17 protein-coding genes are annotated in these 20,648 nt (G+C 64.4%); 12 read left to right on the forward strand and 5 right to left on the reverse strand.

Annotation, left to right across the window (positions count from 1 at the left end; translation table 11 throughout):
• Window position 1: 1 nt before the first annotated feature.
• From CEY11_RS11680 to CEY11_RS11690, 3 genes are read right to left on the reverse strand one after another with little or no spacing between them, the layout of a single operon-like run.
• A complete protein-coding gene (locus CEY11_RS11680; protein WP_088603559.1) occupies window positions 2-1,174 on the reverse strand; it encodes a lactonase family protein in 1,173 nt (390 codons plus the stop codon).
• 17 nt (window positions 1,175-1,191) lie between these two features.
• Complete coding sequence (locus CEY11_RS11685) at window positions 1,192-1,617, reverse strand: Zn-ribbon domain-containing OB-fold protein (RefSeq protein WP_088603560.1); 426 nt, start codon at window positions 1,615-1,617, stop codon at window positions 1,192-1,194.
• A 3-nt stretch (window positions 1,618-1,620) separates the two neighbouring features.
• On the reverse strand, window positions 1,621-2,790 hold the full coding sequence (locus CEY11_RS11690; protein ID WP_088603561.1) for a thiolase domain-containing protein: 1,170 nt from the start codon (window positions 2,788-2,790) through the stop codon (window positions 1,621-1,623).
• A 477-nt stretch (window positions 2,791-3,267) separates the two neighbouring features.
• On the opposite strand from CEY11_RS11690, the gene CEY11_RS11695 reads away from it, so the two are divergent.
• From CEY11_RS11695 to CEY11_RS11725, 7 genes are all read left to right on the forward strand, one after another.
• Window positions 3,268-5,406: an acetate--CoA ligase family protein gene (locus tag CEY11_RS11695; protein WP_088603562.1), complete on the forward strand. Its 2,139-nt coding sequence runs from the start codon at window positions 3,268-3,270 to the stop codon at window positions 5,404-5,406.
• Between the two features lie 52 nt (window positions 5,407-5,458).
• Window positions 5,459-6,499: a CDP-6-deoxy-delta-3,4-glucoseen reductase gene (locus CEY11_RS11700; protein ID WP_088603563.1), complete on the forward strand. Its 1,041-nt coding sequence runs from the start codon at window positions 5,459-5,461 to the stop codon at window positions 6,497-6,499.
• Window positions 6,500-6,561: 62 nt separating this feature from the next.
• On the forward strand, window positions 6,562-7,287 hold the full coding sequence (locus CEY11_RS11705) for an enoyl-CoA hydratase/isomerase family protein (protein ID WP_088603667.1): 726 nt from the start codon (window positions 6,562-6,564) through the stop codon (window positions 7,285-7,287).
• 41 nt (window positions 7,288-7,328) lie between these two features.
• A complete protein-coding gene (locus tag CEY11_RS11710) occupies window positions 7,329-8,123 on the forward strand; it encodes an enoyl-CoA hydratase-related protein (RefSeq protein WP_088603564.1) in 795 nt (264 codons plus the stop codon).
• Window positions 8,124-8,250: 127 nt separating this feature from the next.
• Window positions 8,251-9,675, forward strand: coding sequence for an FAD-dependent oxidoreductase (locus CEY11_RS11715; RefSeq protein ID WP_088603565.1), 1,425 nt, complete (start codon window positions 8,251-8,253; stop codon window positions 9,673-9,675).
• 35 nt (window positions 9,676-9,710) lie between these two features.
• On the forward strand, window positions 9,711-10,715 hold the full coding sequence (locus CEY11_RS11720) for a tripartite tricarboxylate transporter substrate binding protein (protein WP_088603566.1): 1,005 nt from the start codon (window positions 9,711-9,713) through the stop codon (window positions 10,713-10,715).
• 296 nt (window positions 10,716-11,011) lie between these two features.
• Window positions 11,012-12,052, forward strand: a complete 1,041-nt coding sequence (locus CEY11_RS11725; RefSeq protein ID WP_088603668.1) for an amidohydrolase family protein — start codon at window positions 11,012-11,014, stop codon at window positions 12,050-12,052.
• 490 nt (window positions 12,053-12,542) lie between these two features.
• Here CEY11_RS11725 and CEY11_RS11730 read toward each other — a convergent pair whose 3' ends face one another.
• The gene (locus CEY11_RS11730) at window positions 12,543-13,508 is read right to left on the reverse strand and encodes a tripartite tricarboxylate transporter substrate binding protein BugE (protein WP_233154855.1); all 966 of its coding nucleotides are present in this window, start codon (window positions 13,506-13,508) and stop codon (window positions 12,543-12,545) included.
• A 183-nt stretch (window positions 13,509-13,691) separates the two neighbouring features.
• On the opposite strand from CEY11_RS11730, the gene CEY11_RS11735 reads away from it, so the two are divergent.
• From CEY11_RS11735 to CEY11_RS11745, 3 genes are read left to right on the forward strand one after another with little or no spacing between them, the layout of a single operon-like run.
• A complete protein-coding gene (locus CEY11_RS11735; protein WP_088603568.1) occupies window positions 13,692-14,588 on the forward strand; it encodes an AEC family transporter in 897 nt (298 codons plus the stop codon).
• A 19-nt stretch (window positions 14,589-14,607) separates the two neighbouring features.
• The gene (tsaE, locus tag CEY11_RS11740; protein WP_088603569.1) at window positions 14,608-15,162 is read left to right on the forward strand and encodes a tRNA (adenosine(37)-N6)-threonylcarbamoyltransferase complex ATPase subunit type 1 TsaE; all 555 of its coding nucleotides are present in this window, start codon (window positions 14,608-14,610) and stop codon (window positions 15,160-15,162) included.
• Window positions 15,093-16,445, forward strand: a complete 1,353-nt coding sequence (locus CEY11_RS11745; RefSeq protein ID WP_088603570.1) for an N-acetylmuramoyl-L-alanine amidase — start codon at window positions 15,093-15,095, stop codon at window positions 16,443-16,445. Before tsaE ends, CEY11_RS11745 begins: the two co-directional genes overlap by 70 nt.
• A gap of 128 nt (window positions 16,446-16,573) precedes the next feature.
• Here the strand turns inward: CEY11_RS11745 and CEY11_RS11750 are convergent, their stop codons facing one another.
• A complete protein-coding gene (locus tag CEY11_RS11750) occupies window positions 16,574-17,215 on the reverse strand; it encodes a VTT domain-containing protein (protein ID WP_088603571.1) in 642 nt (213 codons plus the stop codon).
• Window positions 17,216-17,460: 245 nt separating this feature from the next.
• Here CEY11_RS11750 and mutL point away from each other — a divergent pair, with 245 nt between their 5' ends.
• Window positions 17,461-19,461 (forward strand): DNA mismatch repair endonuclease MutL, encoded by a 2,001-nt coding sequence (gene mutL, locus CEY11_RS11755; protein WP_088603572.1) that lies wholly within the window; start codon window positions 17,461-17,463, stop codon window positions 19,459-19,461.
• The gene (miaA, locus tag CEY11_RS11760) at window positions 19,458-20,408 is read left to right on the forward strand and encodes a tRNA (adenosine(37)-N6)-dimethylallyltransferase MiaA (protein WP_088603573.1); all 951 of its coding nucleotides are present in this window, start codon (window positions 19,458-19,460) and stop codon (window positions 20,406-20,408) included. The genes mutL and miaA overlap by 4 nt, the downstream gene beginning before the upstream one ends.
• The last annotated feature ends 240 nt before the right edge of the window (window positions 20,409-20,648 follow it).

A 20,648-nucleotide genomic window follows, 5' to 3' on the forward strand; every position in this document is an offset into this window, starting at 1 on the left:
CCTAGCCCACGCGCACCATACCCGTCCAATACTGCAACTGCGAGCCCTGGGTGGCCACGTCCACCTTGTGCACGAAGCTCAAACAGCCGTCATCGGCCACGCGGAACACCGACAAGGCCGCCGGAACCGTTTGCAGCTCGCCGCCATCCACCACATTCAAGGCCTTGATACTGGCTGTGACGAGCAAACGCCCGTCCGGGTCGCAGGCGAATGTACGTACATGGAACGAATGCGTCTCGGCATGCTGGGCCAGCCGCGGTTCCCCGGTTTGCGGATCGATTGCGTAAACGGCGATATTGTTCTCGCCCCCGCCGAACACCTGCTCGCCATGATGCTCCACTGTGTGGTCGGCTCGATTTGCCACATAGACGGCACGGCCCGCGGGATGCACATGGATGGGACCGCCGATCTGCCTGGGCCTGACATTTTCAGGATCCGCCAGCGTGTCGCGGGTATAGGCGGGGAGGCTGTCGATCCGGTCGCCATCGGAATACCGGAACATGTACAGCCGGTTCATGCGCTCGTCCGATACGTAGATCCATGGCCGGCCGGGATGAAAGTCCACGTGGCGGGGGCCGAAGCCATAGCCGCCGTCCGGCGCAATCGCCTGGCCGGCGGCCAGCATGCCGTCTTCCATCGGGAAGGTACGCAAGGCGCCAGGGTCTTCCGGCTTTCCGGCCTGCGCCTTGTTGCCTCGGTCTACGATCAGAACAGTGCGCCCCGACGGGAAAACCCTGACTTGATGCGGATAGATGCCGTAGTTCAACCGCGGGCTTTGCACCTGCAGGCCGCCCAATGAGCCATCCGCATCCAGGCGATGCAGGCTCAGGCTGCCGCCATCGTAGTTGTGGGCATTGATCACGTGCCGGCCCGCGGGATCCACGCACATATGCACGGCCCGGCGCGGCAGTTCCGCAGCCGTCCCGCGCCGCCGCAGCGTCCCATCGGCGGCGATGTCCAGCGCCACCACCTGATTGTTGCCGGAAGGTACCCGGGGGCCGCCGTCCGATACTGTGCAATACAGTATGGGCAGGCGCGGATGACGCCATGCGTACTGAACCTTGGCCGGCAGCGTTATGCTCGCCCGCTCGTGCAGCTCGGCCGCGTCCACGTCGACATCGTAGTGGGTGAGCACGGCGCCCACGGCGCTGTACAGCGCCAATTTTGCAGGCATCAGAATCCCCTTCTTTTCTAGCGCCCCGAGGCTTGCGCCGCCGCTACCGGAGTGAACATCGGCACGGCCGTGCCATTGTCCGACTTGTGAAACACCACCTTGACCCGCTGGCCGATGCGGATGGCGTCCAGATCCGTATCGACAATATTCGTCATGACCACGGGGCCTTCGTCCAGGGTCACATAGGCGATGCAATAAGGCGCCGCGGCGCCGCGGCGAGTGATGCTGAAGGTATATATCGTTCCCGTGCCGGCCGTATCGGCCCATTTCACGTCGGAACTCCAGCAAAACGGGCAGATCGCCCTGGGGTAATGGTGCGGTTCTCCGCACGCGCCGCAAATCTTCACCATCAGGCGCCCCTGCGCCGCGGCCTCGAAATACGGCTCATCGCCGGGGTTGATCAAGGGGTCGCTGATCTTGCGCGTCGCGCTTGCTGCATCCATGGCCTATTCCCTTTCAAGAATCAATGTCGCCGCGCCATGGCGATGCCCTATGGCGCCGCCCACGCCCGTGGCCAAAGCAAGCCCGCAGTTCGGAACTTGCACTTGCGGGTGCGCTTCGCCGCGCAGCTGGCGCACGGCCTCGATGACTTTGGTCATGCCGCCCCGGTTGGACGGATGATTATTGCAAAGCCCGCCGCCGTCGGTGTTGAACGGCAGGCTGCCGACGCCGGAAATCAAATTGCCGTCGGCCACGAACCGCCCGCCCTCCCCCTTCCGGCAAAAGCCGAGGTCTTCGAGCTGCAGCAGTACCGTGATAGTGAAGCTGTCATAGATGGAGGCGTACTGGATATCGGCCGGCGTAACGCCCGCCTCTTCGAATGCCCTGGGCCCGGCCCATGCGATGCCGGTATAGCTCAGATCGATTTTCCCGCCCATCTGGTGTTTGCTGGTTTCTGCACCGCCACGAATTTTGACGCGGGGACGGCTCAATGATTTTGCTATTTCAGGACGTGCCACGACAATGGCGCCGCCGCCGTCGCTGACCACGCAGGAGTCCAGCCGGTGCAAAGGGTCTGACACCATGGGGGAATTCAAGACATCTTCGACCGTGACCACTTTCTTCAGCATCGCGTTGGGATTGTGCTGCGCATGATGCGACGCCGCCACCTTGATCCAGGCGAGCTGCTCGCTGGTGGTTCCGAACTCATACATGTGCCGCATGGCGGCCATGGCGTACAGGTTCACCGTTACCGGCCCATACGGCATTTCATAAGGCGAATCGGGAAGGTTGACGCCCCGCACCCGCACCTGGGTACCCGACAGGCCCTCTGAGTTGGGCCTGCCCGCCAGGGTGATCAGCGCGACGTTGCACTTGCCGGCTGCGATGGCCTCGGCCGCATGGGCCACGTGAATCAGATACGAGCAGCCCCCCATATCGGTGGAATCCAGATGCCGCAGCCGGTTCAGGTTCAGGTAGTTCGCCATGGACCAGGGGTTCGCGCCGGGCGCATCGCCGGCACAGAAGTAGCCGTCGATGTCGTCCCGGGTCAGGCCCGCATCCTCGATGGCGCCCTTGGCGACTTCGGCGTGCAACTGTGCGACAGAGTGATTGGGCGCCTTGCGCAAAGGATGCTCGTAGGCGCCGACGATGTAAGCCTTGCCTTTGATGGTCATTGCGGCATATTCCTGTTTGTCTTCAAGGCCATGAAAGGCATGGCATGTGTCCCCGTATCAGTGTTGAACCTTTTCCCGCTGCTATCCCAGCCTTCCCATCGCACAGGCATGCACGATGTCGTGCCCGCTGGCAGCGATTCGATTCTATAGTGATCCATTTTTTTCGTCAATTTTAGAAACTAGTTTCGATAATCGAAATCAATCGAATATCGCGCCTGCATAGCAGGACACCCCCCCCTATAGTGCCAGCCCGCCCGCATTGATCCTGGCGCGTTTTTTTTATCTTTCTTTCGTTTCATTGATCAGAACTAATTTCAAAAATTTGACATGGATCAAGGTATTGGATACAGTTCCGTTTATCAATGCGGCGCACGATGCAGAAGCCCTCGCCACCCGCCCCCATATCCATCACACACAAGCAGCGCGACTTCTTCGAGCCCGGCCTCCGGAAGCGCACAAACCAGGAGTCCTTGAAGCATGAGCAAGTTCAGACAGCTACTCGAGCCCGGCTCGATCGCCGTCGTCGGGGTGTCGGACGAGGCCGCCCGGCCCGGCTCCCAAGCGGTTCGGGCTCTGCTGGCCAACGGCTATCAAGGCAAGATATACCCCGTCAACCCGAAATACCCACAGTTCGAGGGGCTGTCATGCTATCCGTCAGTCACGGCCATTTCTGAAACTGTCGACGTGGTCGTCATAGGCGTTCCAGCCAAGGCCGTGCTTACGGTGCTGGAAGAATGCGCGGCAAAAAAAGTGCCCTTCGCCGTCATCTTGAGCGGCGGTTTCCGGGAAACCGGGGCGGAAGGCATCGAGCGCGAACAGCGCATGCTCCAGATCGCCCGGGAAGGCGGCGTACGGCTGATCGGGCCGAACTGTCTCGGGCTGGTCAACATTCACTCGGATGTCTACGCTGCGTTCGGCAGCATGACCCGGGCGCCCAAGCTGAAGCGCGGCGGCGTATCGCTGCTGACCCAAAGCGGCGGCTTCGGCTACAGCATAGCGCTGGCCTGTGCCCAGGCCGGTATCGGATTCCGCCACGTGATCGCCACCGGCAACGAAAGCGATATCGATACGGTTCAACTCATCGAAGCCCTGCTGGAAGACGACGCAACCGAATGCATCGTCGCCTATATAGAAGGCACCAACGACGGGCGCGCGCTGCTGGATGCGGGCCGCCGCGCATTGGCCGCAGGCAAGCCGATTCTGCTCTGGAAAGGCGGCGTCACCGAACAAGGCGCACGTGCGGCGGCTTCGCACACGGCGAGCATGACGGGCAGCTACGATTTTTACCAGGCGCTTTTCAAACAGACGGGCATCGTCGAGATCGGCGAACTGCACGAAGCCGTCGATTACCTGCGCGCGTTCGCTTCGGCCAAGTATCCACAAGGCCGCGGTGTGGTGATCATGGGCGTATCCGGGGGTTCCGCGATTGTATTTGCCGATGCGGGCGAGCGCGTGGGCATGAAGATGTGCGAGCTCGACGCCGATACCCAGGCCCGCCTGTCGGGTGTCGTGCCCGCCATCGGCGCCGTACACAATCCCATCGACCTGACGGCCGGCTACTTCAACAAGGCAAACCAGGAAAAACTGGAAAAGGCCATACGCGCGGCCCTGGACGACCCCAATGCCGGTGCGCTATGCATCAATCTGGCCACCACAGGGAAATCGGGCAGCATCGCCGCAGCGGAAGTCCTGCGGCGCGTGGCGCCGGACACCGACAAGCCCATTGTGGTGTTCTCGTCTGCGCCGCCGAGCGAAGTCGGGGCAGCGTTGCAGATGCTGGACGAAGCCGGAATACCAGTCTTCCCCTCGCCCGCACGGGCTGCACGCGCCCTGGCCGCGCTGGCCGCCTACCACGAACGCAGGGCAGACATCGCCGCGGAAGCCGGCCGGCAGGCGCAGCAGGCCTCTGCCCAGAATATCGGCGCCGCGCTCGATTCCATCGTGCAATCGCACGGCTCTCTGTCCGAAGCACAATCCAAGGCAATACTCCAAGCCGCCGGAATCCCGGTCACCCGCGACATCTTCGTCACGAGCGGAAATACCGCCGGGCTCGAGAACCTCTCTTTCCCCCTGGTGGCCAAGGTCGTGTCTCCAGACATTCCACATAAAACCGAAGCCGGCGGCGTCAAGGTCGGCATCGCCAACCGGGCGGAACTCGACAGCGCCATTGCGGAAGTTCTGGACAACGCCCGGCGGCACGCCCCGCATGCGCGTATCGACGGCGTTCTGGTGTCCGAAATGGTGCGCAGCGGTTTCGAACTGATTGCCGGCGTCGTCAACGATGAAGTCTTCGGCCCCGTCGTGGTCGTGGGCGCGGGCGGCATTTATGCCGAACTGCTGGGCGACAGTTCATGCAGGCTGGCGCCATTCGGCGTGGACACGGCGCGCCAGATGCTCGACGAGCTGCAGTGCCGCCGCATCCTGGACGGCGTACGTGGGGCAGCCCCGCTGGATGTGGACGCGGCCGCCCGAGCCCTGGCGGCGCTGTCGCACTTCGCATGGGATGCGCGGCATTGCGTCCGGGAAGTCGACATCAACCCGCTTTTCGTCGTCGAGGACGGCGTGCTCGCCGCCGACGCGCTGGTCGTGCCGTCCATGCGCGCCGATCTGCACTAAGCGCAAGGCACATATGTCCGGGCCGGCAGCGGCCCGGGTGCAGGAAATCGCAATGACTCAAACATCGAATGCGCAAGAGACATTTCCGCTCACCTGCGAGCCCATAGGCCGCACGATAGAGGTGCACCGCGACGAAAGCCTGCTGGCCGCCGCGCTGAAGGCGGGAATGGCTTTGCCCCACAGCTGCCGCAACGGCGTATGCGGCACCTGCAAGGCCAGAATCGTGCACGGCGTCGTCGACCGCGGGCAGTATCAGGCAGCCGCCCTATCCGAACGGGAACGGGAACAGGGCTATGCGCTGCTGTGCCAGGCAAAGCCTCGGTCGGCAGTGACGATCGAGTGCAAAGTCATCGCCGCCGCCGCAGGCATACCTGTCCGGAAAATGGTGTCGCGCGTACTGGAACTCGAACGCCTGGCGCCCGATGTCATGCGCATCCGGCTCAAGCTTCCGGCCGGCCACGAACTCAGGTTCCTCCCCGGCCAGTACATCGACATCGTGATGAACCCCAAGATACGGCGCAGCCTGTCGCTGGCCAATGCGCCGCACGGCCAGGGATGGCTCGAGCTGCATTTGCGCAACTACGGCGGCCCCTTCAGCACCCATGTGTTCACGGCCATGAAGGTCAACGACCTGCTGCGTTTCGAAGGGCCGCTGGGCACCTTCTTCGTCCGCGAAGACAGCGACAAGCCCATGATCTTCGTTGGCAGCGGTACCGGCTTCGCCCCCATCAAGGCCATGATCGAAAACGCCCTGCACCGGGGCTGCGAGCGCCCCATGATCCTGTATTGGGGCGGCAGGCGCCCCGCGGATCTGTACTTGAACGGCTTGGCGAATAGCTGGGTCGAGCGAGGCCTGTCTTATGTGCCGGTGGTGTCCGAGGCCCGGCCCGACGACGGGTGGACGGGGCGTACCGGTTTCGTGCACCGCGCAGTGATGGAAGACTTCCCCGATCTGTCCGGCGTCCAGGTCTATGCCTGCGGCGCGCCGGTGGTGGTCGACTCTGCCCGCAGCGAATTCACCACGCAGCGCGGCCTGCCCCCTGAAGAATTCTATGCGGATTCCTTCGTCCCGGGGCCGGCCCCGGCCGCCTGAGAGCCATCGCATGCCGGGACAGGCAGCCCCTCATTCACCCTATGTTTCTTGACGAACCGACCATGGAACTAAACGACGAAACGCTACTTACCGAAATGCATGACGCCAATATGTGGGTGATTTTTAATCGCCCCTCGAAGGCAAACGCGATGACGGTACGCATGATGGAGCGCGCCACGGCTGCCATCGTCCAGGCAGGCCGCGACCCTGAAATCAAGGCCATAGTGCTGACCGGGGCGGGCGAACGCGTCTTCACCGCGGGAGTAGACATACGCGAGAAGCCTGAGGACGGCAACCAGGCTCGCCAGCGCGAGCGGCGCTCGCACGCCTTGGCGGCCTTGCAGGACGCCGTTCTGGATACGCCCAAGCCCATCGTGGCCGCCCTGAATGGCAGCGCGGTGGGCGGCGGCGCCATGCTCGCGCTGCTGGCCGATGCCTGCGTGGCGGTCGAATCCGCCGCTATTTCGCTGCCCGAGATCGACATCGGCATCGCCTCTTTTTCCGGCTCGAACATTCTGGCGGTGGCGGGCGGCCGGGCGCTCGCGCTGGATCTGATCCAGAGCGGCCGGCCGCTGGACGTCGCGGATGCCCGGGCCCGAGGGCTGGTTCGCGCCGTTGTGGCGCGCAGCGAGCTGCCGTCAGCGGCCGATGCGCTGGCCCGATCGCTGGGCGCGAAAGACGCGCACGCCTTCGCCGACAACAAGCGCTGGATCAACCGCGCCATGCAAGCGGCCATCGCCGAAGCACGCGCGGAACATGCAAGACATCGCGCGAAAACAAGCCCTTGAGCCCTTTCGGCTCGAACACCGATAAACCACCAGGATACGCCATGCCCGATCTAGAACTAAGCACCGCCGGCCGCGTGATGATTGCGCGCCTGAACCGCCCCGAGAAAAAAAACGCATTGAGCGAAGACATGCTGGAGGGGCTGCGCGATGCCCTCTATACGGCGAACAATGACCCCCTGATCGGCTGCTTTGTCATCACTGGCGCAGGCAACGCGTTTTGTTCGGGAGGCGACATGGGGCGGCGCGCCGGCGAGCGCGCCCAAGGCGACCCCACGCCGCTGGAAAGGCGCACGCGCCTGCAGACCGTCACTCATCGCGTCGCGCGCGCCGTGGAGGACTTCGAGAAACCGCTGATCGCGGCGGTCAACGGCGCCGCCGTGGGAGCGGGCATGGATCTGTCGCTGATGTGCGATCTGCGCCTGGCCAGCGCCTCGGCCCGCTTCTCGGAAGGATATATCCGCGTGGGCTTGCTGCCCGGAAACGGCGGCTGCTATTTCCTGCCGCGGCTCGTCGGCCCCGCGCGCGCCCTGGAATTGATGTGGATCGGGGATTTCGTTTCAGCGGAAGAAGCCTTGCAGCTGGGCCTGGTCAACCATGTATATGGCGACGGCGAATTCAAGGAGCAATTCATGGCCTTCGCCCAGCGCATTGCCGAAGGGCCGCCGATACAGCTGCGCGACATCAAGAAGCTCATGTATCAGTCGATGCGCACCGACCTGCGCACCAGCCTGGACGCGGTGGCCGGCCACATGGCTGTCGTGCAGTGCACTGAAGACTACCGAGAAGCCATCCAGGCATACAAGGAAAAACGCAAGCCGGTATTCAAGGGCCGGTAAGCCTGTGCGCAACGATGCGCGCACGAACGGAAACACCCTCGACAAGGAAAGCCATGCATACCGAACCGCCCATGAGCTTGTACCCCATCCAACGTTCGCCTGGCGAACTCTATGTACGGGATGAACCATGACCGCGCCGGAACCCATCACATGCGATGTAGTCGTCATCGGCGCGGGCGTTTCCGGGATGATTGCGGCGGTTCGCGTCGCGCAAAGCGGCCTGCGCGCAATCGTGCTCGAACAACTCACGGAAGATCGCTACCTCTGCAACTCCAGGCTCACTGCGGGCGTCTGGCACTGCTGCGCCACCGACATCCTGTCCGATCCCGATGTGCTGTATTCGAAAATCGTCGAGTCCACCGCCGGTACCGCGCGTACGGATCTGGCAAAGGCAGTGGCCCAGGACGGGGCCAGAGTCGTGCGATGGATGCAATCTGTCGGAATCCGCTTCATCAAAGGGCCGTACAGCTATCAAAGTTTCGTACTGTCCCCGCCCTCGGTCACACCGCAAGGATGTGAATGGAGGGGACGCGGCGGAGACTTGATGCTGCGCACCTTCGAGGCCGAACTGCTGCGCCTCGGAGGAACCGTCCTACGGGGCCACAAGGCCCTCCGGCTGGAAAACAAAAGCGGCCTGATTACCGGCGTAAGCGGTGAAACCGCGACAGGGCGGCAATTCACGGCCACGGCCGCAGCGGTCGTCATTGCCGATGGGGGATTCCAGGCCAACGAAGCGCTGATACGACAGGCGATCGCGCCGAAGCCGGAAGGGGTATTCCAGCGCAACGCGGGCACGGGGGTCGGCGACGGCCTGCGCATGGCCCAAGACGTCGGCGCCGGGATCTCCGGCCTCGAAGGGTTTTACGGCCACATACTTTCCCGAGATGTATTCACCAACGACAAGCTCTGGCCGTATCCCTATCTGGACTATATCGCCACCGCCGGCGTCATCGTCGACAAGCACGCCGAACGCTTCATCGACGAAGGCCTGGGCGGCGTCGCGATAGCCAATGCCATTGCGGCATCGCCCGACCCCTTGGACAAAATGCTTATTGCGGATCAGCGCATCTGGACGGAATGCGGGGCGGTTCGCCTGGTGTCGCCCAACCCGTATTTGTCGAAGGCCGGCGCAACAATGCACCGGTCGGACTCCATAGAGGGGCTGGCGCAACAATGCGGCCTCGATCCAGAGCGCCTGCAAGCGCTCGTGCACGAGCACAACTCGGCCGTCAAGGCTCATGCCACGGCGCATCTCGTACCTTCCCGGACTACGGACAAATATACCGCCCACCCCATTGAAACCGCGCCTTTCTATGCGTTCCCCGTCTGCGCAGGCATCACCTACACCATGGGCGGCATATCGATCAACGGCAATGGGCAGGTATTGAACGCTACAGAAGACCAGCACATCCCCGGCCTGTACGCGGTGGGCTGCGCCACGGGCGGGCTGGAGGGCGGCAACAAAGGGGGATACGTAGGAGGGCTCGTCAAATCCGGCGTCACGGCGCTGCGGGCTGCCGAGCACATCATCGAGCACCCGCTGCCACAGTGACAGCGACACACAAACCAGGAACACAGGAGACAACGATGCGAAACGAGAAATTTTCCACCTTGCGTGCCTTGCTGGGCACAACGCTGCTCGCGGCATCCTGCCACGCGATGGCGGCGGGCGGCGGCGCGGCCGAACAGGCCGCGAACTACCCCGACAGACCCATCCGGATCATCGCGCCCTCTTCGGCAGGCGGAGGCATAGACACCCTGGCGCGGCTCATCGGCCCCAAGATCACACAAAGCTGGGGCCAGTCCGTAGTCGTCGAAGATCGTCCCGGCGCCGGCGGAATCATCGGCAGCGCCGCGGTTGCCCAGGCGGCGCCGGACGGCTATACCGTTCTTATCGTGGCAGGCGGCTACACGGTCAATCCATTTTTCTACAAGAAGCTGCCCTACGACACCATGAAGGACTTCGAACGCGTGTCGCTGCTGGCCTGCGCCCCCAACATGCTGGTCGTGAATGCCTCTTTGCCATTGAAATCGGTCAAGGAGCTGGTCGATTATGCCAAGCAACACCCCAATGGCCTGACCTATGCCTCTTCCGGCATCGGCACCACCAGCTATCTTTCCGCCGAATTGTTCAAAAAGATGGCCGGGATCAAAATGATTCACGTGCCATACAAGGGTGCCGGGCTTTCCAACAGGGCGGCAATTGCCGGAGAGGTCAATCTTGTGTTCTCCGCGCCGCATGAAATGATTCCGTATGCCCGATCCGGCCGTGTCCACGCCCTGGCGGTGACATCGGCCAAACGGCTCCCGCTGGTTCCGGACGTTCCGACACTGGCAGAGTCGGGATATCCGGGGTTCGATGTCAATACCTGCTATGGCGTGCTGGTGCCCGCGAAGACGCCCAAAGCCATTGTCGACAAGCTCAGCGCCAAGTTCGTCGAGGTTCTGCACATGCCGGATGTCCGCAAGCAGCTCGAGGGGCTCAGCTTTTCTCTTATCGGCAGCACTCCCGAAGAATTCACCGACTGGGCTGTCAAAGATACGGCACGCTGGCAGAAGGAGCTGCAGGCCATAGGCATCAAACCCGAATAAGAAGACCGGAAGGCAGTACGCTTGCAGCTTGTCCTGCAACACCAGGCCAAGCTGCAAGCCGTCGCATTTCTCGATATCGCGGAACAGAGTAAGATTCCCACGTTCACGTGCAGCCTGGCGCCAGCCGGCACATCGTGCGGCCCGACTCCCGCCTAGTGCGGCACACGGCATGGCAAGGACACATCCACGAGCGGCATCGACGACAACGCATCCGTGTTCGTCCGTGGCGCGCGTCGACTGACAACAGCCAAACCCACACCTGGAATTTTCCTATGAGCGACCCGAGCAAATCCCCCCTGATCATCGATATCCACGGCCACTACACCACCGAGCCGCAGGCGATGCACCAGTTTCGCGACAAGCAACTGGCCGGGCTGGCGGATCCGTCGCGGCGCCCCGCCACCACCGACCTGGGCATTTCCGACGACGCCCTGCGCGAATCCGTGGCCCCGCAGCTCAAGCTGCAGCGCGAACGCGGCGGCGACCTGACGATATTCTCGCCGCGCGCCTCCGGCATGGCGCATCACGTCGGCACGGAAGAGACCGGCAAGCAATGGACTACCTTGTCCAATGACCTGATCCATCGCGTCTGCACACTATTTCCCGACAACTTCGCGCCCGTCGGCCAGCTGCCGCAATACCCGGGCGTGGCGCCCAAGAACTGCATTCCGGAACTCGTGCGCATCGTCGAAGAGCTGGGCTTTGTCGGTGTGAACCTGAACCCCGATCCCACCGGCGGCTACTGGACAGACCCGCCGCTGACCGACCGCTACTGGTATCCCCTGTACGAGAAGCTGGAGGAATTGGAAGTCCCGGCGATGATCCACGTCTCGTCCTCATGCAATCCGGCCTTCCACTACACCGGCGCGCACTACATCAACGGCGACACCACCGCTTTCATGCAGCTGCTGCAGGGCAATTTGTTCAAGGACTTTCCCGACCTGAAATTCGTCATCCCGCACGGCGGTGGCGCGGTGCCTTTCCATTGGGGCCGCTACCGCGGCCTGGCCCAGCAGATGAAGAAGCCGCTGCTGTCCGAATACCTGCTGAAGAACGTATTTTTCGACACCTGCGTCTACCACCTTCCTGGGGTGGAACTGATGGCAAAGGTGATCCCGGTGGAAAACATTCTGTTCGCCTCCGAGATGCTGGGCGCCGTCAAGGGGGTGGATCCCGAGACCGGCCACAACTACGACGACACCAAGCGCTACGTCGACGCGCTGCCCGCGCTCGGCGCGGACGATCGCTACAAAATCTTCGAAGGCAATGCCCGGCGCGTATACCCGCGGCTGGACAAGCGGCTGGCGGCTCGCGGCCGCCCGGGGCGTGGGGCTTAAGGCCCGGGCCTGCTCCCCTTAAGGAGCTGGCGTCTCCAGCAGGAATCGAACCTGCAATCTTCCCTTCTTGCCACTACGATTTTCATCGCCCTTGCGGTTTGTGGTCTGGACTCTATCTTAACCATGCCCGCCGCGGGCGGCGGGCTGCAGGTTGCGCCTGTCGAGTCTCTACACGTTCCTGCCGCAGGCAGGCTTCGCTCGGTATTGCCTCGTTTACACAGGGGGTTCACCGACGTTAAGCGCATTCACGCCGGCCCTTTCGGCGCCGGGTGCCCAATTGTTCAGGAGGGGAAAGTTATATCCATTTAACTATGGAGACGTACCTCGGGACGAAGTATAGCAAGAAGTGGCGCGGCTTCCGGAGCCGCGACAGCGCCAGGTGGACAAGAAAAACCCGGCGGGCGCGAGTGGCGCTGCCGGGCATGGTTGCGGGCGTAGCCCTGCGATGCGCGGCCGGCACGAACACGAAGCCGGGCCCGCGCCTGCACGCTTACTTCATCTCGATATGGCCCTTGGCCACGACGTCGTGGGCCCAGTCGTATTGCTCTTTGATTTCCTTGCCGAATTCGGCCGGGGTATTGCCCGAGGGCTCGGCACCTTGCTTTTGCAGGGCTGCGACGACCTTGGGGTCTTTCAGCGCCTTGGACGCCGCCTTGTACAGCGTGTCGATGATTTCCGGCGGGGTGCCCTTGACCGCCAGCAGGCCGTACCAGGCCGGCTGGTTCAGCTGGGGATAGCCTTCCTCGGCCAGGGTCGGAACGTCTTTCAGCTCGCTGAGGCGCTGCGGCCATGCGATGGCCATGGCGCGCAGCCGTCCGGCCTGGATCTGCGGCATGGACGAGGGCATGTTGTCGAACAGGATCTCGATCTGGCCGCCGACCGCGTCGGTCACCGCCGGGCCCGAGCCCTTGTAGGGCACGTGCACGATCTGCGTGCCGGTGGCCATCTTGAAGGCTTCGCCGAACAGGTGCAGCACGCCGCAAGTGCCCGAGCTGCCGAAGGAATACTTGCCCGGGTTCTTCTTCAGCACGGCCACGAATTCCTTGAAGTTCTTGGCCGGGAATTTCGGGTTGACTTCGATGACGTTGGGCACGTTGGCGAAGTTGGTGACCGGCATGAAGTCGGTCAGGGGCTTATAGGTGAGATCCTTGGGGCGGCAAGCCGGGTTGACGGCCATGGTGGAGACCGTGGCGATCGACAGCGTATAGCCGTCGGGTTTGGCGCGCGCGGCTTCGGTCGCGCCGATGGCGCCGCCCGCTCCGCCCTTGTTCTCGATGACCAGGGGCTGGCCCAGGATCTCGCTCATGCGCTGCGAGACGATGCGCGCAACGATGTCGGTGGAGCCGCCAGGGGCGAAAGGCACAATGACGCGTATGGAGTGGTTGGGGTACCCGGCGGCCTGCGCAGGCAGAGCCAGCACGGAAAAAGACCCGGCAATCAGGGTCAATGCACCCATTTTTTTCAGTGATTTGGCAACCATAAGTACTTCTCCTCTAGGCATATATAATCATCGGGCGCTCGCGCGCCTCGGATTGCAGCGCCCATCGCCGCAAAGGCGCGAGAATAACCATTATTTCCTCTTGCGGCTACGCCGCAATTACCCTAAGACCGTCCGCAGTACTTGCGGACACACGGTTTCATGTCCGTCATTCCCCTTGTATTGCCCGATTTCCTGCTGATAGGCCTGGGCTGGCTGCTGTTTCACAAACTCAAGTTTTCCGCGGAATTCTTCCGGGGCGCCGAGCAGCTAGTGTACTTCGTGCTGTTTCCCGCTCTGCTGTTCCATTCGATTACCCAGACGCCCCTGAGCCTGGGCAGCGCCTCGACGCTGGCCGAGGCCTCGCTGGCGGTAATGGCCTGCGCCATCGCCATGGCCTGGCTGGCCCTGCCGGTGCTGCGCTCCGACCCGGCCGCGCACGCCTCGGTCGTCCAGTGCGGCTTCCGCTTCAATACCTATATAGGCTTGTCGCTGGCGGGCTCGATCGCGGGCGCGGCCGGGCAGACGACCATGGCGGTGCTGGCCGGAATCGCGGTACCCGTCAGCAATATGGCGGCGGTGCATGCGCTGGCGCGCAGCAATGGCGGCAAGGCGCTGCGCGAGATCCTGCGCAACCCCTTCATTATTGCCACCATACTGGGGCTGCTGGTGAATTTGCTGGGCATACCCGTGCCCAAGCCGCTGGCGGTAACGCTGGGCAGGCTGGGTGCCTGCGCCATTGCCATCGGGCTGATGTGCGTCGGCGCCACCTTGTCGCTGTCGGGCGGCAGGAGCCATGCGAAACTGGCGGCCTGGATGATCGCCGTGCGCCTGTTCGCCACCCCGCTGGCGGCGATTTTCATAGGCTGGGCCCTGCATCTGTCGCTGGTCGAGCGCCAGGCACTGTTGCTATTTGGCTCCTTGCCCACGGCGTCTTCGGCCCACGTGCTGGCGGCCCGCATGGGCGGCAACGGCCGGCTGGTGGCGCTGATCATGTCCCTGGGCACCTTGCTGTCGGCCATCACGATCCCGTTCTGGATCATGGTTGGGCCGCATTGACCCACTCTGGCGAGGCATCATGGCAGATAAACAAGAATTGAAATCAATTTTCCTGAAATTGAACGACGAAAGCGATACGATCGCGCTGGCAGAGCAGCTCGCTCCTTTGCTGTGCGGCACCGATCCGCGCCTGCCCGACGCCGTGCCGGGCGGCCGCATCCACCTGCGCGGCGACCTGGGCACCGGCAAAACCAGCTTCGCGCGCGCCTTTCTTCGGGCGGCCGGCATACGGGGAAGAATCAAGAGTCCGAGCTACGCGCTACTTGAAAGCTATAAACTTTCTAACTTATACTTCTATCACCTTGATTTCTATAGATTTAGAGATCCCCGTGAATGGCTGGATGCCGGATTCAGAGAGATTTTGCAGAAAGAAGCTGTGGTTTTGATCGAATGGCCAGAGCAAGCAGGTAACTCCTTACCGCCCCCCGACCTCGAAATCAGCCTCGAGTACGCAGACATCGGCCGCAATGTTCGCCTAGCCGCGCACAGCAACAGAGGACTATCATGGCTGATCACGCTTGCCCCATCCCTGCAGAAATATCTCGCCGAGGACAATCCCGGCGCCGCCTGGTAGCGACCGCCGCCACCCTGCTCACCCTGCCCGTCATTCCGCGCCTGGCGATGGCAGGCACCATCCTGGCCGTGCGCACCTGGCCGGCCGACGAGTACACCCGGGTGACGCTGGAAATGGACACCGAGCTCAAGGCCGAGCACTTCACGCTGGAGCATCCCGACCGTCTGGTGGTCGACATCGACGGACTGAGCATGAACCGCGCCATCAACGACCTGGTTTCGAAGGTGCGGCCGAACGACCCGTACATTTCCTCGGTACGAGTGGCGCAAAACCGGCCGGACGTGGTTCGCCTGGTGTTCGACTTGAAGCAGGCAGTAGCGCCGCAGGTGTTCACCCTGAAGCCGGTGGGCGGCTACAAATACCGGCTGGTGCTGGATCTGTACCCGAAGGTGGCTCAGGATCCGCTGCTGGCCATCCTGGACAACGGCAGCGGCAGCGACAAGGATCCGCTGGCCGAAGTGCTGGAAAACCTGGCGCGCAATTCTCCCGACCAGGCGCCGATACCCTCGGTGCAGGGCCAGGTGCTGCCGCGCAGCGCACGCGTCCAGCCCGAAGAGCCACCGCGCAGCGCCAGCGCCGATCGGCCGCTGCTGGTTGCGCTGGATCCCGGCCATGGCGGCGAGGATCCGGGCGCGACCGGGCGCGCCGGCACGCACGAGAAAGACATCGTGCTGCTGATCGCACGGCGCCTGAAAAAGCTCATCGACGCACAGCCCAATATGCGCGCCTACCTGACGCGCGAGAACGATTATTTCGTGCCGCTGCACGTGCGCGTGCAGAAGTCGCGCCGGGTCAAGGCGGATCTGTTCGTGTCCATCCACGCCGACGCCTGGATCAAGCCCAGCGCCCGGGGCTCGTCGGTGTTTGCCTTGTCGGAACACGGCGCCACCAGTTCCGCCGCACGCTGGATGGCCAAGCGCGAAAACGACGCCGATCTGATCGGCGGGGTGAACCTGGGTTCGCACAACAAGCAGGTGGCGCAGGTGCTGCTGGATCTTTCCACCAGCGCCCAGATCCATGACGCCATGAAGCTGGGTTCCAATGTGCTGCAACAAATAAGCAAGTTCAACCGCCTGCACAGCAGCCGCGTGGAACGCGCCGGCTTTGCGGTGCTCAAGGCGCCCGACATCCCGTCCATTCTGGTCGAGACGGCCTTCATCAGCAATCCGGACGAAGAGCGGCGCCTGCGCAGCCCCGCCTATCAGGACAAGGTCGCCCACGCCATACTGGGCGGCATCAACACCTATTTCGCTTCGAATCCGCCGCTGAATCGCCGCGCCTGACGCCGCCGTGCCGGCCCCGGGCCAGCGCGCAACGGCGATGGCGCCGCCGCGGCGCCTGATGCCGGCGTGGCGCCGGCCCCGCCGGCCAGGCCAAGACCCGCTGGCCAGCGGGCGGCACCCGCCCCCGCCTAAGCGTCCGCCTTCTTGCGCTTGAAGAGCTTCCAGAGGGCTCCCAGCGCCACCGGCACGACGGCCGCGCACACGCCTATCAGCACGATGGTATTGAGGTGCTCTTTGATGATGGGCACGTTGCCGAAGAAGTGCCCGAGCAGAATCAGCCCGCCCACCCACAGCACCGCCCCGGCGATGTTGAACAGCTGGAAGCGCAGGAAATTCATGCTGCCCACGCCGGCCACGAAGGGCGCGAAGGTGCGCACCAGCGGCAGGAAACGCGACAACACGATGGTCTTGCCGCCGTGGCGTTCATAAAATTCGTGCGTCTTGATCAGCGCGTGCCGGTCGAGAAAACGAAAATTGCTGGAAAACACGCGCGGGCCGATGTAGCGGCCGACGATATAGTTGACGGTATTGCCCGCGACAGCGGCCAGGATCAGCAGGGCCGTGAGCAGGCCAGAGTCGATCAGCCCCGAGGCGCCGAAAGCGCCGGCGATGAACAGCAGGGAATCGCCCGGCAGGAAGGGCAGCACCACCAGCCCGGTCTCGCTGAAAATGATCAGGAACAGCACCAGGTAGATCCAGGCCCCGTACTGCGCGACCCAGGCTCCCATGAACTGGTCGATGTGCAGAATCATGCTGAAGATTTCGGGCATGGTGTGAAATACCGGCGGGGAAAATACAGCAATATAGCGTACTCCCGGCCGGCAGGCGGCCGGTTGCGGCCGGCAAGGCTAAAATTGATTCAGTGACGGCCGGCCGGCGGCCCGCCCCCGCGAGTCGGCTGCTCGGGGCCGGGCCTGTATTAGCCCCCCAAGCCCCGCTCCCGGCCACGGAGTCCCGGCCCGCAGCGTCCGTCCGCCGCGCCGCGGGCGCCACCCACATTCACCAAGGAAGCTTCATGCCCGATCGCCGCCCCATCGCTACCCTGCCCGATCTGCTGGTCAGCCAGATTGCCGCGGGCGAGGTGATCGAACGGCCCGCCTCGGTGCTGAAGGAAATCCTGGAAAACGCCATCGACGCGGGCGCCCGGGCCATCGACGTGCGGCTCGAGGGCGGCGGCATACGCAGGGTGGCCGTCGGCGACGACGGCTCGGGCATTCCGCCCGAGGAACTGCCGCTGGCCCTGACGCGCCACGCCACCAGCAAGATCGCCAGCCTGCAAGACCTGGAATCGGTGGCCTCCATGGGGTTTCGCGGCGAGGCGCTGGCCTCCATCGCCTCGGTCGCGCAACTGACGATCACCTCACGCACGGCGCAGTCCGAGCACGCCTGGCAGATCGGGCGCGGCGCGCCAGCGCCCGAGCCGGCCTCGGGGCCGCTGGGCACCACGGTGGACGTGCGCCTGCTGTTCGACGAAGTGCCCGCGCGGCGCAAATTCCTGCGCACCGAGGCCACCGAATACGGGCACTGCGTAGAGATCCTCGGGCGCATCGCGCTGGCCCACCCCCACGTCGCCATGCGCCTGTTCCACAACGACAAGCCGCAGCGCCAATGGCGCGCGGCCGGCATGCAGCAGCGCATCCGCGACGTGCTCGGCGACGAATTCTGCGCGCAGGGGCTGGAAGTGCGGGCCGAACACGGCCTGATCTCGCTGCGCGGCCTCATCACCCGCCCCACCTATGCCCGCGCGCGCGCCGACCAGCAGTATCTTTACGTCAACGGCCGCTACGTGAAAGATCGTACCGTCTCGCACGCGGTGCGCCAGGCCTATAGCGACGTATTGCACGGCGACCGCCAGCCGGCTTATGTGCTGTTCCTGGACATCGCCCCGGCCATGGTCGACGTCAACGTACACCCGGCCAAGCACGAGGTGCGTTTTCGCGACAGCGGCGCCGTGCACGGCTTTGTCGCCCGGGCGCTGGGCGATGCGCTGGCGCTGACCGGCGGCGAACAGCAGGCGGGCGCGGCGCAGCCGGACGGCCTGCCGCAAGGCTTGCCCGTGGACGGCACGACGGCAGGCGGCGCCGGCAGTCCCGCATCCGCCGCTGCGTCTGCGCAAGGCACGGGCGGCGCGGCATGGCCGCCGGCCGCCGGCGCCTCGTACGAAGCCGCCGGGCGCGAGGGCGGCGGCCCACTCCAGGCCGGCCGTCCCTACGCCGGGAGCCCCTACGCCGGGCGCCCCTTGCCCGCCTCATCCTTACGCGGGCAGGCCTACCCCGGGCCGGCCATGCGCCAGGCCGCGCTGGGCCTGCGCGAGGCAACGCCGGCAGGGGCCGCCGGCTGGCAAAGCCTGTACCGGCCACTGGACGAGCCCGCGGTTCCCGCGCCCGCGGGCGTTGCGGGCGCGACCGCGAGCGAGCCGGCCGACCCGGACGAATTCCCGCTCGGCATGGCGCTGGGCCAGCTGCACGGCATCTACATACTGGCCCAGAACCGGTATGGGCTGGTGCTGGTCGACATGCACGCGGCCCACGAGCGCGTGGTCTACGAAAAGCTCAAGCAGGCGATGGATGCCAGCAGCCTGCCGCGCCAGGAACTGCTGGTGCCGGTGGTGTTCAACGCCACCGAGAAGGAAATCGGACTGGCCGAAGAGCATGAGGCCATGCTCGACGAGCTCGGCCTGACCATCCGCGCCGCCGGCCCGGCCGCGCTGGCGGTGCGCACCGTGCCCGCCCTGCTGGCCCAGGGCGACATCGAATCCCTGGCGCGCGAGGTGCTGCGCGACCTGGGCAGCGTGGGCAGCTCGCCGCGCCTTACCGAACAACGCAACGAACTGCTGTCGACCATGGCCTGCCACGGCTCGGTGCGCGCCAACCGCCGCCTGACGCTAGAGGAAATGAACGCGCTGCTGCGCCGCATGGAACAGACCGAACGCGCCGACCAATGCAACCACGGGCGCCCGACTTGGATCCAGTGGCCGCTGGCGGAGCTGGATCGGCTCTTCATGCGCGGCCAATGAAAACACCCATAGTCTGCCTGGCCGGCCCCACCGCGGCGGGCAAGAGCGCCACCACACTGGCCGTGGCGCAGCGCTGGCCGATGGAAATCGTCAACGTGGATTCGGCGGTGATCTACCGCGGCATGGACATCGGCACAGCCAAGCCCACGCCGCAGGAAAGGCGGCAGGTGCCGCAGCACCTGCTGGATATCCGCGATCCCGCCGAAAGCTATTCCGCGGCCGAGTTCCGCGCCGACGCCCTGCGGCTGATCGAGGAAATCCGCGCGCGCGGCCGCGTCCCGCTGCTGTGCGGCGGCACCATGCTGTATTACAAGGCGCTCAGGGAGGGCCTGAGCGATCTGCCGCAGGCCGATGCGGCCGTGCGCGCGGCCATCGACGCGGAAGCCCGGCAGCACGGCTGGCCCGAGCTGCACCGGCGCCTGGCGGTGTTCGACCCCGACACCGCGCGCCGGCTGGCCCCCAACGACAGCCAGCGCCTGCAGCGCGCCATCGAGGTCTATCGCATTACCGGGCGCCCCATGTCGGCGCTGCTGGCGGGCGCCGCATCGCAGCCCGAGGATCCCTACGATTACCACACGATCAGCCTGGAGCCCTCGGATCGCCTGGCGCTGCATGCGCGCATCGCCGCACGCTATCGGCAGATGATCGAGGCCGGCCTGATCGAGGAAGTGCGCGCGCTGCACGGCCGCGGCGACCTGCACCCCGGGCTGCCCTCGATACGCTGCGTAGGCTACCGGCAGATCTGGGACTACCTGGAAGGCGAAACGAACCTGGCAACGGCCATAGAGCGCGCCATTGCGGCCACGCGCCAGCTGGCCAAGCGCCAGTTGACCTGGCTGCGCGCCCAGCCCGAACGGCACGTGATCGACTGCCTGGCGCCCGATGCGCCCGAACGCGTGGTAGCGGCCATCGAACGGATCCTGGGCGCCAACGCGCCACATCCCTGATTCCATTTCTAAATCAATCGTGAACGCGAAAGCGAAGCGCAGACAGTACACCTAGTACGGCAAGCGAAGCTGACCACGAGCCAGAGCGCGAACCCGCCCTTTGGGGCGGGGGCGAGCGAGGCCTGGTTCATTTCGGCGCCGTAGGCGCCCCCGAATAGTGGCGGAGAGTCTCCGGCCGAGAGGCCGGAACTCTTCACAAAGTGCATGGTTGATTTAGAAATGGAATGACGCGGCGCGGCG

The organism is Candidimonas nitroreducens, from assembly GCF_002209565.1.
GTDB lineage: Bacteria > Pseudomonadota > Gammaproteobacteria > Burkholderiales > Burkholderiaceae_B > Candidimonas > Candidimonas nitroreducens.